This is a genomic window from Desulfobacter sp. (genome assembly GCF_050177295.1).
Genome location: NZ_JBFXHE010000071.1, coordinates 1 through 14,566, shown reverse-complemented (window position 1 = coordinate 14,566; position 14,566 = coordinate 1). Strand labels below are relative to the sequence as shown.

The following is a 14,566-nucleotide window of genomic DNA, read 5'->3' as shown; positions in this document are numbered from 1 at the left end:
TGATCATGAAAAAATTAAAATGAAAGGGTTGGGGCAGCAATGGTTTGACAATGGCGTAGCCCACAATATCGATCATCTTCTGGGCAACGGGGTCATGAAGAATGACGCCTTTGTCTTTGATGAGTTGTAAATATTCTTTGCCAAGTTTGAGTTCATCGGGAATGGAGATGGCAAAGCTGGTAGCAGGGATTAAAATCACAATAACCAGAATGAGGCTTACAGCTTGTTTAAATCGTCTCATGTTTACTCAGAACTCTTTTTTGACGGTTTTGTCAGAGGCCGGCTACATCGATAAACTCAGTATCCTCCATGGCTATTTCAATGCGGAAGATATAGTTATTGATTTTAAAGGAGAGTCGGCGGTTTTCCGTGTAAGTGTCGTTAATGGACAGGGAGATGGCCGAACTGATGGTCAATGCCTTGGGCTGGCCGTAATAGGCATTCAGGTCATATTTTTCTTCTACGGACTTTATCAGCTGCCCCATGAGCTGGTTTGTAATCTCCCCAATGGTATCTGCCACTTCAGGGTCGGAAATGGAGGTGGCTAGCTCATCTTCGGGCATGCCCATATTGATCATGTACTGCCTGTAAATTTCAAAGGCAGCTTCATCACTGAAATTGAAAATCACAAGCCCCATATAGTCTCCGCCGAACTGGACAAAGCAGGTGAGATCCGGCATCATGGATACCCTGGTGATCTTCTGAATGGTGTTGGCGTAATTTATTTCTTTACCAGTGCTTTTTTTAAGCGTGTTCTGGGTGGTTTTCAGGAAAATTTTGGCAATGCTGTCAATGGACTGGTTTGTTGACATTTCCATTGTGTCTCCTTCCTCAATGTCACATAAAATTACAGCCATGAAGCGCATGAAGAACACGAAGATTAATTTTTCGGTATATATTCTTCATGCGCTTCATGTCCTTCATGGTAAAATAGAATACTCAATGCTTAAGGTTATGACATTGACGCCTCCCCGGTATAGCGTCGGCTTATCCGGCCGGGTAATGTTCTGGCGATTTCCGGATTATGGACAAAACAGTTTGAAATGTCAAATTCTTATCTTTCAATCCGTTTATATACTGTCCCTAACCAGGCCCGGGGCAATGCCGAAGCAGAGACCTTCCTCTTTAAATACAGAACCTAACACCAAAAAAAAGCCCCCCGGCAGGGGGGCTTAACTGTCATAAAAATAAGGGTCAGTCTGGTTTACAGCGATCCGAGCCTGGGACAGCCCGTCTTTCCATTTAACAATCCACTCTTTGGCCCAGTTCAGGGGCTTGGGACCACCTGTAATTACCCCGGGCCGACATAGATAGAATCGGGTTCATTTTTTTTCTTCAGCCGAGTCTTTCTGGGGTTCCGCAGCTGTTTCAGGTGCTATGGTTTCAACTTTAATTGCTTGGGTCTCCGCTTCAGGTGTTGAAGTTTTAGCTTCAATCGCCTGGGTCTCAGCTTCAGGTGTTGAAGTTTCAGCTTTAGGTGCTTGGGTCTCAGCTTCAGGTGCTGAGGTTTCAACTTCAGGTGCTTTGGGGGCTTGTTTGGGCTTGTCCTGCTCTCCGCAGCCGGCAACGCTCATTGCAAAAAGAAAAATAAAACTGACAATCAGCACGCTCATCTTGGTTTTCATCGTTATCTCCTTTATTTATTTATAATTGGGGTACCCCAACATTTGGGTACCAAAAAAAACTTTTAAAAGCATACGGTAATTACAGGTTGGCCGTCAACTACTTAAACTCAGAATCCTAACCTGGACAAGCCCGAACCAAAAAGGTTTTGTGGATAATCCAACCCCAGGAACTGGTGCAGGTAAGGTATTCAAATGATGTATAAATAGCAATAAAAAAGTCCAGATCATTTATCAATCCAGACTGTTCAGGCATTTTTAGAAACCATTAATAACGGTTGGGTAATGGTGGAGCTGAGGGGGATCGAACCCCTGACCTCATGGCTGCCAGCCATGCGCTCTCCCAGCTGAGCTACAGCCCCACAAAAGAGTGATAGATGTATAATAGAAACAGCATGGCGTGTCAATACAAAAAAATGTTTTTTTAAACGGATTAAGGTTGAAGGCTTAGAATATTTTATTGACACAAGTTGGTGAGAAACGATACTATTCCCTGCTCTTTTATATGAAAGTCCTAATAATTAGATTACTTTCATGTTTTGTGTGGGATGAATTTAGGCGTTGATGGATTACTGCCATCCAGGGTTGTGATTTAAATAAATAATATTGAAACAGAATCGGGTCAAGGAGCTAAACAGGAATGCTGCGTTACCTTCGTGAAAATACGGGAAACTGGATCATAAAGTTTTTTCTGGGCATCATTATTATTGTGTTTGTATTTTTAGGTGTTGGCAGTATGAACGCCGGCAAACACAATCAAGTGGCCACGGTTAATGACCAGGCCATCACCCTTGCCGAATACCGTGATGCATATCAACGCATGATTCAGCGCCTTCAGCAGCAGTTCGGCACCTCTTTGGATGATGATTTGATAAAATCGTTGAATGTTAAACAGCATGCAGTGAACAGCCTGATTGACCAAAAAATTCTGGAAATTGAGGCCCAAAAGTTAAAAATTGTTGTTTCTGACGAGGAGCTGAAACAGGATCTGCTGTCAGTCAAGGCATTCCAGAAAGACGGTGCCTTTGATATGGATCTGTACAAGCGGGTGCTTGGCCAGAACGCCATGACCCCTGAAACCTTTGAAGCCATGCAGCGCAAAACCATCAGAAACACCAAACTCCAGCGTATGGTGATCAACGGCATCACCGTAGGAAACCGGGAAGCCCAAGCCTGGTATTCGTTTAACAATATAAAAGCCAGTATTAACTATATTCTGATTGATCCGGGAACATTTTCCGGCGTCACTGCCAGCGAAGCGCAGATTCGTGCCCAGTATGACGATCATCATGATCTGTACATGTCTGAACCTAAACGCAAAGTGGAATTCCTCGTGTTTGCGCCTGAGGATTTTGAGGATCAGGTCAAGATTGACAAAACTGTGATCCGGGATTTTTACGATCAGAACCTGGCACGTTTTACCACGCCGGAACAGGTTGAAGCCAGTCATATCCTGATAAGGGTGGATGAAAACGCTGATGAGCAGACCGTGGCCAAGGCCAAAGAAGCGGCCCTAAGCGTTTATGAGAAAGCAGTTAACAAGGAAGATTTTTCAAAACTTGCCAAGACCTATTCCCAGGGACCGTCTGCTGCCAGCGGCGGGTACCTGGGCCGATTCGACAAAACCAGTATGGTAAAACCTTTTGCTGATGCCGCATTTGCCATGAAAGCCGGTGATATTTCACAGCCTGTAAGAACCCCTTACGGGTGGCACATTATTAAGGTGACAGATAGAATCCCTGAAAACGTGACGCCTTTTGAGACTGCCAGGGCATATATCCAAAAGGAGCTGGCTTCAAGCCAGGCCCAAGATCTGGCTTATAATAAGGCTGAGGATGCCTATGATGCGGTGCTTAACGGTGATTCCTTTGAGCAGATTGCCCTGGTTGCAGCCAAAGCCCCTGTAACCACCCCGGCGTTTACGGCCCTGGGAACGGAACTTAAGGATATGGGCCTTTCAGATCCCGGTCAGTTCGCCACTGCAGCCTTTTCCCTGGTTGATAATGAGATCAGTGAAGTTAAGGAAATCAAAAATAATTATTATTTGATGCATGTGCTTGAAAAGATAGACCCGGCGGTGCTTGCCTATGAAGATGTAAAAGATAAAATTGCCGATACATTGACTGCTGACCTGCAAAAACAGGCAGCCAAGAAAGCCGCTGAGTCAATGCTTGAAAAATCAGGTAATGATGCCGCAAGTCTTGAAAAACTTGCCAACGACAATCATCTTAAGGTTGAAACAAGTAAAATGTTTACCCGCAATCAAGCTGTGCCCGGTATTACCGGATCTGCGGCCATTGCGGAAGCCGCCTTTACCCTTGATGAAAAACATCCTGTTTTTAAACAAGTTGTTGAAGCTTTCGGAAAATTTTACATGATCAGCCTAAAGGAAAAACAGGCACCTGATGCAGCTGCCGTTGCCGATAATCTTGATAACGTGAAGCAGAACATTGAAGCACGAAAACAGCAGGCCTATTATTTTCAATGGCTGACAGCACGGAAAGAGAAGGCTGATATCCGGATAAATACCGATATTATTGACTGATATTCAATCAGATATGGGATTTTCATTGCTGCCTTTTCTTCTTTTGCCAGCATAAGCTTTGTCTCCATGAAACGGTCAAACCTTGCCTTTGTGTGCCTGCTTGCCCTTATATGGGCAGTGTCCTCCTGCCTTCACCGGAATGCAGCCCTGTCGTCCGGCCGTATTTCGCCTTGCGATCCCGCACTGGTTACCGGAACCCTTCCCAATGGTTTCAGGTATCTGATCATGGAAAATAAGACCCCGAAGAACCGGGTGCAGATCCATTTTGATGTCTTTGCAGGCTCTGCCCTGGAACAAAATCAGGAACAGGGCTTTGCCCATTATCTTGAACATATGATGTTCAACGGATCCCGGCATTTTAAGCCGGGTGAACTTATAAAACATTTTCAGTCAATCGGCATGGATTTCGGACATGATGCCAATGCCCACACCTCCTATTTTAATACTGTTTATGATCTGGTTCTGCCTGGCGGGGATCAAAAAAGCCTTGAAGACGTCTTTGTGGTTATAAAGGATTATGCCCAGGATGCGCTTCTTCTTGAATCTGAAATTGATAGGGAAAGAGGAGTTATTCTGGCCGAAAAACGTGAACGTGATTCGGTGTCTTTCAGAACCTTAAAAAAAACACTTGCCTTTGAACTACCGGGTTCCATTATCCCGGATAGAATGCCCATTGGTGTTGAAACAACCATTAAAGGCGCGAACCGGGAAAAACTTAAAGGCTTTTATGACCGGTGGTACCGGCCGGATAATATGGCACTGGTTGTTGTTGGGGATCTTGATACAGGGCTTGCAAAGGCGTTGATCACCAAGGCTTTTTCATCCATGAAAGCCCGTTCTGATCTGCCGGTAACCTGCCCTGATATCCCATGGACACCCCACACGGGGGTAAAGCCTTTTTTTTATGCCGAGCCTGAGGCCGGGACCACAGAAGTGACCATTGAGCATATCTCTTTTGAACCCTTTGACGCTGAAACCGTGGACCGGATGCTTGCGGATACGGTTCTGTATGTTGCAGACCAGATATTTCAGAACCGGTTGTCAGGAATGGTTCAGGTCCGGACCGGCGGATTTACCGGGGCCCAGGTTTATTCAGGGACGTATCTGAGACATGTCAAGACCGCTGCTGTCCAGGCAGAATGTGATCCAGGGGATTGGGAGAATTGCCTTGAACAGTTGTCCCAAAGCCTTAAACAGGCATTAAAATTTGGTTTTTCCCAGGCCGAACTTGAACGGGTAAAGGCAGAGATTCTCTGTGCGTTGGATGCAGCGGTACAAGCGGCTGCAACCCGCAATTCCAGCGCAATTTCAGAACAACTTTTAGCCGCACTTAACCATAGGGAATTGTTCTTGTCCCCTGGGCAGGAACAAGGTATTCTTGCCCCGTTTATCAAAACGCTTTCCATCGAAACGGTGAACCGGGCTTTTAGAAACAATTGGCCTGATGATCATCGTCTGGTCATGGTTACCGGCAACCTGCCTGCCATGGAGACCGCTGAAGCCCGAATACTGAAAGTATATAACCGCAGTCAGGACCTTGCGGTTCTGCCATATGCTCAAAAAAGCCCAAAAAGCTTTCCATACCTTGTTCTGCCGGAGGCCCGGGCCCAGGTGGTGAATATTCAGGACAATGTTAACGGTCTTGGTATTTGCCGGATGAAACTGGCCAATAATATTCACGTAAATTTGAAACAGACGGATTTTAAAAAGGGCCGGCTATTTTTTACAGCCGTTTTTGGTTCGGGCCGCCTGGGCATACCAAAAAAGTTTTTCGGGCTGGACAGCCTTGCTGTTTCCACAGTGAACTCAAGCGGGCTTGGAAGTCTGGACCAGGAACAGCTCAAAGCCGCGCTTTCGGGTCTGGATATCAGTCTTTCATTTGATATAAAAGAAAACCACTGCCGTTTGTCAGGCCAGGCAGCCTTAAAGGATGCTGAACTGGTCTTTCAATTATTATATGCGTATTTCAACGATCCCGGATTCAGGGCCAAAAGTCTGGCTCTTGAAAAAGTCCGGTATCGTCAGGATTATGAGAGAAATATGCGGACACCTGACGGGGCTATGCAGATTCAGGCAGCCCGGTTTCTGGCCGGAGGGGACTTAAGGTTCGGTCTTGCTGACCCTGCAAAATTAGAAAGTATTACCATTGATGACCTGTCTTCATGGCTTGGCCCGGAGTTTTCCAATTCGCCTCTGGAGATTTCCATTTCAGGTGATATGAATTGCGGTGAAATAAAAAAACTGGTGAAAACTTATCTGGGTGCAATGAAATCACGCACCCCTGCAATATCTCTGGAGCCGCTTGGGCCTGGGCCGGTATTTCCAAAGGGTGAGACGCTTAAGATCTATCCGGATACCAGATTGACAGATACGGGTGTCATTTGTCTGGCTTTCCCGACAGATGATTTCTGGGATATTATGAAGACGCGGAAGCTGTCCGTGTTGGCCCAGGTGTTATCCGAGCGCCTGCGCAATTCAGTACGCGAAGATCTTGGGGCCTCCTATTCGCCGTATGTATATAATGCGCCGTCCATGATATATGACGGCTACGGGGTGATGAATTTTGTGGTGAAGATAGCCCCTGGGATGCAGGATACAATAAGGGATCGGATTATCAATGAAATAAAAGATGTATTGGAAAACGGTGTCAGCCCCAGGGAGCTTGATTTTGTCAAAAAACCGTTACTGAATCATCTTAACGACCTTAAAAGGGAAAACACCTATTGGCTGGATTCTGTGATGGCCAATTCCTTCAGATATCCGGAACGCCTTGAATGGGCCGGTACGCTGATTTCAGGATTTTCAGGCATAAGGGCCGGGGAATTAACCGATTTGGCCCGTCAGTACCTGCCCCTTTCAAACCGGGCACTTATCCTTGTATTGCCTTCAGGTCCATAATCAAAACCAATATCAGGATTTATTTTGATCTGGAAGTGGTTTTACCTGTTCCGACGCATTGTTTTTCAGGTAATAGTGCAGATCAAACAGCTGTTTAAGCGTAAGATCGGTAAATTTGACATGCCGCTTTCTGACTTTCATTGCGATGCATGACGGTGTATCCGTTATTTCATAGTCGGCAATGGTCTGAAAGGAAAGATCGCCGACATAATATCCTATGCTGCTTAAGAAAATAGACTCTTCGTTTCTGTTTTCGGGCTCTTCTGGTTTGTTTGCGGTGTCTATATATTTGAAACACAGCCCGCCCATACTGATATCGATAATTTGACCAAGTCTCTTCGAATTGGGGCTGATGGCTGCATAGGCACCTTCCACCGCTTTATATCGTTTGTTTCTTCGACGTTCGATGATTCTTTTTCTTCCGACCATAAGTAAATCCTCAACGTTCAGTGTTAAAAATTCCCTTTTGTCTTTTTGCCTTCGGATAAGCAATGCAATATTCATGCTTCAATTAGTGGCTGTGCTTCTGTCCTATGTAAGAGGCTCTAAACGGCCATAATTGCGGGTAAATAAAAAAATATCATCCTGCTTTTATTAGGCCAAATATAAATTTTTTTTTGATATTATGAAAGTTATTTCATTATATTTGTGTAAATAAAGTGCCAAACCAAGACAATGTTTATGCAGTCAGGGGCGTGTATTTCCTTATGACTCTGATTGAAATATCTGCCATACTGTCTGGCACACGCTGTAATCAAACCCTCTGTAACGCAGATAGTTCATCATTTTTTTTCTGCATTCAGTTTCATCCAGCCGGTTCCAGGCCTGCTTTTTAGTCTCAACAGCTTTTAATGCGAGTTCTTCGTCTTTATATGCAGTTAACAGTTCTTGGGCAAGTACCGGGTCAATGCCTTTTTTACACAGTTCAAATCCAAGGGCAAAAACAGATTTGGGGTTGTAACGGATTCTGCTTTCAATGAACTGGCGTGAAAATTCTCTGTCGTTAAGGTAATTAAAGCTTAACAACTGCACAACAACCTGCTCGATAATGTTGGCATCATATTCTTTATCACTCAGATATTTTTTCATCTGCCAGATGGTTTTAGGGCTTTTTGATAGATACCCCAGGGCCTTTTGGTACGCTTTTTCAACGGTCATTTTTTTACATGAAACAGGCGTTGGGTGCCTGTTTTTTTCCAGGTGAGCATCAGATGGGCCAGATTCTCATTTGAAGACTGCCGGATAATGACATGGTCCGTGAACAGCAGGTCATTTTCAAAGTTCATTGAAATACGGCTTTGCACGATATCTCCGGGCAGGGCCTCCTTTTGATAGATCACGTCACATGTCACCGGGGTATATTCAAAGTTTAACGTGCCGGGTAAAGATTCCACTGCCCATCTGACATACACCCGGTTATTCACATGCTCGTTGAGATCCAGATCAAGGAAATGAACCGGAAAGCTGCACTCATGGTCAATATGGGCAAGATCTGCATCCGGTTTGATCAGTTCCGCAGGTTCTTGCACAGGGTTTTTCATCAAAGCAGGCGGCATATTGGGGGCCAGTCTTACCGGCCTGTTGTTTGCGGCCTTTATTAATATCCAGATACTTGAGGCGGTTACCAGGGGACAGGGATTTTCCACTCTGTGTTCCGGTTCTGTCATCAGTCTGAACTGCCTGACCTCATAAAGGTTTTTCCAGGGGGCACGCCATGTCTGAACGACCAGGGGCGTCATCCAGTCAATGGGTTTGTGAATCTGTATCCGGTATTGGGCCACCACCCATTTAAGATCCTTTTCGGCCATATCAAATCCGGAAATTCCTTGGGCATGACACTGGGTTGAGGCTGCATTCTGGAACACATTTAAAAGCCAGTCCATTTTGAGCCTTCCACCGATGGTTAAAGCGGAATAGGGTAAATTAAATGTTTGCGAAAACATGTCAGGGTTATTTTTCATTTTCTTTCACTCCGTCAATCAGGCGGCCGGGTGTTCTGGCCAGATCCTCCAGAAGGTTGAGCAGTCCTTTTCCCACTGCGGACGGATGAAGGGGGACCACAGTGGGATCTGATATTTTTCCATAGGCCCTGGCTGGAAAAGAGACAAGGCGGCCGTTAAGAATGGTATTTACAACAGGAATATATTTAATAATGGTATCAATGGTTTTAAACGGGGCCACCAGAAAATTGATATCCAGGGCATCGTTTAGCGGATCTGCCCACCCTTGGGCAATGATGGCCATATTGTCCGCATCAATAAAGGCATTTTTTATATGCACCACACTCTGTGTTACATCTGCATCGGCCGTGAATGTCTTAAATCCGAACCCCTGCTGCCGCAGGTCGGTTTCGCCTAGGATATTAACAACGGATAAAAGCCTGGAAAGCAGCGTGGCTTTATATATACGACCGGACTGAGCCTTAAAATTAAGATGCCCGTTCTGTTTGGATTTTACCAGGGCCAGAGTTTGTGCAACGCCGGAAAGTTCGCCCTCAAGTGTATAGCTTCCTTCAATAACACTTTGACTGCCTGTCAGACAACCGAGTGAAAGCGACACCTCCTTTGCCTGATCTGTATTTAAAAAAAAGCGGGTTAAAACCCCGGGCCTGTCCAGGTCATTATTAATGGTTATCCGGCCTGAAAAGTCAAGGCTGCAAAGCAGTGCATGGGTAACATCAATATCCGTGGCCGCCTGATTCATTGTTACCTTTACCTGAACCCCTTGGTATATACGCTTTTCATAGCTCACTGTGTTGGCATTAATAGAAATCTGTTTCTGATTTACCGGAAGGCCCGGTAAAGAGGGGGGGACAGGTGTCTTCTTCGGGGACAAAAGGGGATCAAGATTAAGCTTGTCAGCAGTTATGGTGATGTTGCCTGTATTATCCGTTGAAACAGTTAACGCATTTTCACCGGTCACCTCCTGAAGTTCCCGGTAAAGATACGAATCCGGATAAAGCATGTTTTCCAGGGTTGCCTTATCCAGTTGCCCGGAAAAATTAAGCCTTGGCATTTCCGGTTTTTTATAAAAAGTCATATCCGCATGGGTTCGTTCCCCATCCTCTATCCGCACTGTTGAAGGAATCATTTTGTCCATGGCAGAACCATCTGCCGTGAAAAATACCTTTGCACCTGATGTCGTGAGTAACTGCCCCTGAAACAGACAGGTGTCTGCCTGTTTCACAAACTGTCCCCGGGTCAGTGCCAGGGGCAGGACAATACTTTGTGTATATTCCGGTGGCATCTTCTTTTCAAGCCAGGTGACGTCCTCAATGGTACAGGCAATGTCCGACAGATTTATTGCTGAAGGGGATGCGTTGAATTTATAAAACAGACCGGATATCCCCTGGACATTGCCGGAAAAGATAACAGCTCCTTTATTCACCTGGCCTGTCATATGAACCTGCCACAGGTTTGGCGAGAACATGGGCCCTTCAACCCTGAGGTCTTTGATGTCCATGATTCCGGAAAAATTTTTAACCGGGCCAAGTTTTTCCCTTGCCCCGGGGAAAAGATCAACCAGGGGTGCTGCCTGCTCCAGATTAATAGTTGCGGCCATATTTTTTATATTCATGGGGGTCGACCCTCTGGTATCAATACCGGCATTAAGGTTTGATATCCTGCTGTTTCCCAGGGTACCCGACATGTTTTTCAGAACAATTTCGTGTTTATCCACAAGAAAAGAGCCGCTGTGGATATGGATGGGCAGGGGCAGACGCCGGTAGTTTCCGTTTGCCTGGATGTTTTCTGCTGTGACCTTCACATCCAGGTCTTTGTGGGCTTGGCTGCTATTGAGTTCAAGCAGCGCATCTGCCTGGCCGGTCAGACCGGATATCTTTGACATTTCCCGGGCAAGTCCCGTATCCGGCAACAGGGAGACAAGGGCTGAAGGAAGTTCTGCTAAATCGACCGTTAAGGGGAATTTTCCTGAAAATGGGACCGTGTGGTGATGACCCAGATTGATATCAAGGTCACCACCGGTGATAACGGTTTTTCCAACACGGCCGCCTTTAGGATGAATGCTCAGCACACTGTCTTTCATCTCTGCCTGACCCGAGGCATTGTCTACAATGACAGGGACATGGGGGATTTTAACTGTGGCAAAATCTGCACAGCCTTTTATATAAAGGTTTGCTGCATTGAACAGATGATGTATGTCGTTGCCTTTAAACCCCACTGTAATCTTTTGGGCGGTTCCCGCCCTGATTATGTCAAACAGGATTTGAGATGTTTCCAAACCCTTGAGAAGCGGCAAACACACTTGTCTTGCCTGGCTGATATCAATCTGCTCCCCGGTAAATTCAATGCTTGATGTGTCTTGTCCGGGGGAAAGTGATACATCTATTCCAACGCGGCCTTTGGGATAAAGAAGTTCCAAGGGTGCAAGGTGCGCGGTTGCCCTCTCTTTTGACAGGGTGAATTTAAGGTCGAATTCCCTTGCTTCAATGCAGTGGTCCTTGGGCGATTCAAGATGAGCCCGAAGGGGTGAGATTTTCAGATTGCCTGCAAGAAAGGTGTTTTCATCATGACGGCAGTCCACGGACACATGTGGGATATCAAAACATGTTATCCGACCTTTAAGTGCGGCGTCAAGCCTGGGAATCGTGTGCGTTTCCAGCCGAAGTCCTGATATCTGCGCCTTGATATTCACGGCCCGTGCCCGGCCTGACATCAGAACCCGGCAGTCCATGGCGTTGAAATAATTTGACCGGGCATTGGTTACAATAATATCCAGATGATCCGTATCGGAGGGGGCCAGAGCAAGTAATTGGTCAAATCCGTTCTGCACAGACGCGGCAATATCCAATGGCGCTGTGGATTTATTTTCGCCGGCAACAGCATTATTCCGGATCAGTTCAGGGGATTGAAAGGTGATGCGCCTTACAGTTGTCTTGAATTCGAGCAGCTGGTCCGGGTCCAGTTCCACCAGCGCTTTGTTGATTGTAACCTGGTTTCCTGGGTCAATCTGTGCCGATATATCTGTTATGCAGATACCTGGCAGGGGGGTGAGGATAAAGTTTAACTGATGAAACCGGACTTCAATGCCGGTTTTGTCCTGAAGAACCCTGGCCAGACGTGATTTGACCGGTTCAGTGTTGATTAATGGGGTAATGGCAAAGGGCAGAGCTGCTGCGCAGGCGGTCAAGGTTACCGCAAAAAAAACAGCACTGCGCAGTATGCGTTTTCTGTTCATGGCCATGCATTCATATCTGCAAAAAAATTAATCAGATCTTACTGCCAGTTATATCCGTTTTTACGGCTTAACGTAATAAAATCTGCAGCAATGTATTGGGCCTGGTCTGTCAGGATCTCCTTGATCTCTTCCCTTTCCGGGTCAATGTCCTCCAGGGATGCCAGAGGTTTTTCTCCTTTTTGTTCCCGGTAATTGTTTTCCAGGGCCAGCTCCTCGTTGTTCAAAGCGGTGTCTGTTTTTAGCCGGTCCGCCAGATTCAGAGAGAGGTTTTTTTGTTCGCGCAAAGATTCCGCCAATTGAATCCGTTGGGTGAGATATTTGATCCCAAATGATTTTTCGGCCCGTTTTTTATAGGCATCATCCAGGGGTTTGATCACGGGCTGCAAAGAGACATATGCTGAATAACGGGTGGCGTCAATATGGTCCCAGAGCAGGGCACCGTCAAGGGCGCTCTCTCCGGTATCTTTGGGCCTGTAAATCTCGGGAAACCAGATGTCAGGTTCAACGCCTCTGTGCTGGGTGCTTTGACCTGAGACCCGGTAAAATTTGGCAGAGGTCATCTTCAGTCGCCCGTCCCCTAAGGGTTTGAGTTCCTGAACCGTGCCCTTGCCAAAACTTCGGGTGCCCACAATAAGGCCCCGGTGATAATCTTTGACAGCGCCTGCAAAAATTTCACTGGCCGATGCGCTCATCCTGTTGATGAGCACCATAAGAGGCCCTGTGTAGATAATTTGGGGATCTTCATCATACAGGCGCGATACCCTGAATTTTGTTTTGATCTGTACAGTGGGGCCATATTTAAGGAACAGTCCTGTCAGATCGTTGGCTTCTTTAAGCGAGCCTCCCCCATTATCCCTAAGATCAATAATTAATCCGTCAATTTTTTCTTTTTTTAACTGCAGCAGCAGCTTTGTCACGTCTCCTGTGGTGCTTTTGTAATCCGGGTCACCCCTGTGAAAGGCGTCAAAATCTATATAGAAATTTGGAATTTCAATGATACCCAGTTTATAGGTCCGGTTGTTTGAGGTCACGTCCACCACTTTTTTCTGGGCTGCCTGTTCCTCAAGTTTCACCTCGTCGCGCTTGATACTGATGGTGGCGGTTACATTGGCTTTTCTGGCAGGAATGATTTTTAACCGCACATAGGTGTCTTTGGGTCCCCGAATCAGCTTGACCACATCATCAATGCGCTGGCCGATGGTGTCCTTGATTTCTCCGTCCTGCCCCTGGCCCACGCCAATGATTTTGTCTCCGGGTGCAAGTTTCTGGGATTTGTCCGCCGGACCTTTGGCAATAAGGCGGACTACCTTTGTGTACTCATATTCGTTTTGCAGCACCGCCCCGATGCCCTCTAAGCTCAGTTTCATATGAATATCAAAATCTTCGGACAGGCGCGGGGCAAAATATTGGGAATGGGGGTCAAAGGACATGGTGACGGCATTCATGAAAATCTGGAATACATCCCGGGCCTGTGTCTGGGACAGGCTGGACAAGCGGTTGGAATAGATTTTTTTCAGGGTTTCGGAAATTTCGTCATCAGGCGTCTTGTCTATTTTCAAATTAATGATATGGTTTTTCAGCTCTTTTTCCCACAGGGGTTCAAGGCCTGACGTGTCCCGGATAAAGGGTTTATGATCATAGTCAATGACAAGGGTTTCGTTTTTAGTAAAATCAATCCGGGTCTGCCAGGATTTGGCAAGTTCGAGAATATATTCAAGGCGCTGTTCGCTGCGGGACTGGTAAAGGTTGAAAATTTCAAAGGCCGGTCCAAGGTTTCCTGTTTTCAGATATTTGTACATCAGCTGTTTCAACGGCTGAAACTCATCTAAATCTGCCTGGGTCAGAAGATGCCTGCCCGGATCCAGGAATTTGATATACCGGTCAAACACCTGGCCGGACATATTTTTATCCAGTTTTTTTCCGGTAAAATGATCTCGCTCAAGGGCATTGACAATGGCAATACATTGTTGGGACTGATCAGCCTGGAAAGTCAGTTCGGCAATTTGTGCATGGCAACGTGGTGCGCAATACAGAAAGGCGGCAACGACCAGTACAGCCCAAAGCCTGTGGATAAGTTTATTGATCTGTGTCATGGTTTACGTCCATATCCTTTGGTGTTTCAAAACTGATCCGGCCGAGCCTGCCGGATCGAAGATCCCTGATGATAAGTTGTGATGCTTTCTGAAAATCGACATATCCGCCTTTTTTAAGACATCCCCTGGTTTTGCCCACTGTTTCGATAAGGGCCTGGGCCCCCCCTGGCAATGGATTTAAAAACGGGTAACGCTCAACAAGGCAGGCCGGG

9 protein-coding genes, 1 tRNA gene and 2 pseudogenes are annotated in these 14,566 nt (G+C 46.2%); 2 read left to right on the top strand and 10 right to left on the bottom strand.

What is annotated here, in order from left to right; translation table 11 throughout:
• The 4 genes and pseudogenes from AB7U36_RS07590 to AB7U36_RS07575 all read right to left on the bottom strand — a co-directional run.
• A pseudogene (locus tag AB7U36_RS07590) lies at nucleotides 1-241 on the bottom strand (Zn-dependent protease); the annotation flags it as partial.
• Nucleotides 242-272: 31 nt separating this feature from the next.
• On the bottom strand, nucleotides 273-818 hold the full coding sequence (locus AB7U36_RS07585; protein ID WP_428159184.1) for a DUF3334 family protein: 546 nt from the start codon (nucleotides 816-818) through the stop codon (nucleotides 273-275).
• 504 nt (nucleotides 819-1,322) lie between these two features.
• Entirely contained in the window at nucleotides 1,323-1,625 is a 303-nt protein-coding gene (locus tag AB7U36_RS07580) for a hypothetical protein (protein ID WP_428159183.1), read from the bottom strand.
• A gap of 283 nt (nucleotides 1,626-1,908) precedes the next feature.
• A tRNA-Ala gene (locus AB7U36_RS07575) sits at nucleotides 1,909-1,984 on the bottom strand.
• A 278-nt stretch (nucleotides 1,985-2,262) separates the two neighbouring features.
• On the opposite strand from AB7U36_RS07575, the gene AB7U36_RS07570 reads away from it, so the two are divergent.
• On the top strand, nucleotides 2,263-4,167 hold the full coding sequence (locus AB7U36_RS07570; RefSeq protein ID WP_428159182.1) for a SurA N-terminal domain-containing protein: 1,905 nt from the start codon (nucleotides 2,263-2,265) through the stop codon (nucleotides 4,165-4,167).
• Nucleotides 4,168-4,233: 66 nt separating this feature from the next.
• The gene (locus AB7U36_RS07565; RefSeq protein ID WP_428159181.1) at nucleotides 4,234-7,065 is read left to right on the top strand and encodes a M16 family metallopeptidase; all 2,832 of its coding nucleotides are present in this window, start codon (nucleotides 4,234-4,236) and stop codon (nucleotides 7,063-7,065) included.
• Nucleotides 7,066-7,077: 12 nt separating this feature from the next.
• Here the strand turns inward: AB7U36_RS07565 and AB7U36_RS07560 are convergent, their stop codons facing one another.
• From AB7U36_RS07560 to AB7U36_RS07535, 6 genes and pseudogenes are all read right to left on the bottom strand, one after another.
• On the bottom strand, nucleotides 7,078-7,494 hold the full coding sequence (locus tag AB7U36_RS07560; RefSeq protein WP_428159180.1) for a PilZ domain-containing protein: 417 nt from the start codon (nucleotides 7,492-7,494) through the stop codon (nucleotides 7,078-7,080).
• Nucleotides 7,495-7,770: 276 nt separating this feature from the next.
• Nucleotides 7,771-8,223, bottom strand: coding sequence for a regulatory protein RecX (locus AB7U36_RS07555; protein WP_428159179.1), 453 nt, complete (start codon nucleotides 8,221-8,223; stop codon nucleotides 7,771-7,773).
• Nucleotides 8,220-9,026, bottom strand: a complete 807-nt coding sequence (locus AB7U36_RS07550) for an acyl-[acyl-carrier-protein] thioesterase (RefSeq protein ID WP_428159178.1) — start codon at nucleotides 9,024-9,026, stop codon at nucleotides 8,220-8,222. The genes AB7U36_RS07555 and AB7U36_RS07550 overlap by 4 nt, the downstream gene beginning before the upstream one ends.
• Nucleotides 9,016-12,261, bottom strand: coding sequence for an AsmA-like C-terminal region-containing protein (locus AB7U36_RS07545; protein ID WP_428159177.1), 3,246 nt, complete (start codon nucleotides 12,259-12,261; stop codon nucleotides 9,016-9,018). Before AB7U36_RS07545 ends, AB7U36_RS07550 begins: the two co-directional genes overlap by 11 nt.
• Before the next feature lie 38 nt (nucleotides 12,262-12,299).
• Nucleotides 12,300-14,354 (bottom strand): carboxy terminal-processing peptidase, encoded by a 2,055-nt coding sequence (locus AB7U36_RS07540; protein WP_428159176.1) that lies wholly within the window; start codon nucleotides 14,352-14,354, stop codon nucleotides 12,300-12,302.
• Nucleotides 14,338-14,566 (bottom strand): annotated as a pseudogene (locus AB7U36_RS07535) (ribosome biogenesis GTPase YlqF); the annotation flags it as partial. The gene AB7U36_RS07540 and the pseudogene AB7U36_RS07535, both read right to left, overlap by 17 nt.

Coding starts and splice junctions, on each gene's coding strand:
- AB7U36_RS07585 (WP_428159184.1), bottom strand. CDS start 818: ATGGAAATGTCAACAAACCAGTCCATTGACAGCATTGCCAAAATTTTC.
- AB7U36_RS07560 (WP_428159180.1), bottom strand. CDS start 7,494: ATGGTCGGAAGAAAAAGAATCATCGAACGTCGAAGAAACAAACGATAT.
- AB7U36_RS07570 (WP_428159182.1), top strand. CDS start 2,263: ATGCTGCGTTACCTTCGTGAAAATACGGGAAACTGGATCATAAAGTTT.
- AB7U36_RS07545 (WP_428159177.1), bottom strand. CDS start 12,261: ATGAACAGAAAACGCATACTGCGCAGTGCTGTTTTTTTTGCGGTAACC.
- AB7U36_RS07550 (WP_428159178.1), bottom strand. CDS start 9,026: ATGAAAAATAACCCTGACATGTTTTCGCAAACATTTAATTTACCCTAT.
- AB7U36_RS07540 (WP_428159176.1), bottom strand. CDS start 14,354: ATGACACAGATCAATAAACTTATCCACAGGCTTTGGGCTGTACTGGTC.
- AB7U36_RS07580 (WP_428159183.1), bottom strand. CDS start 1,625: ATGAAAACCAAGATGAGCGTGCTGATTGTCAGTTTTATTTTTCTTTTT.
- AB7U36_RS07565 (WP_428159181.1), top strand. CDS start 4,234: ATGAAACGGTCAAACCTTGCCTTTGTGTGCCTGCTTGCCCTTATATGG.
- AB7U36_RS07555 (WP_428159179.1), bottom strand. CDS start 8,223: ATGACCGTTGAAAAAGCGTACCAAAAGGCCCTGGGGTATCTATCAAAA.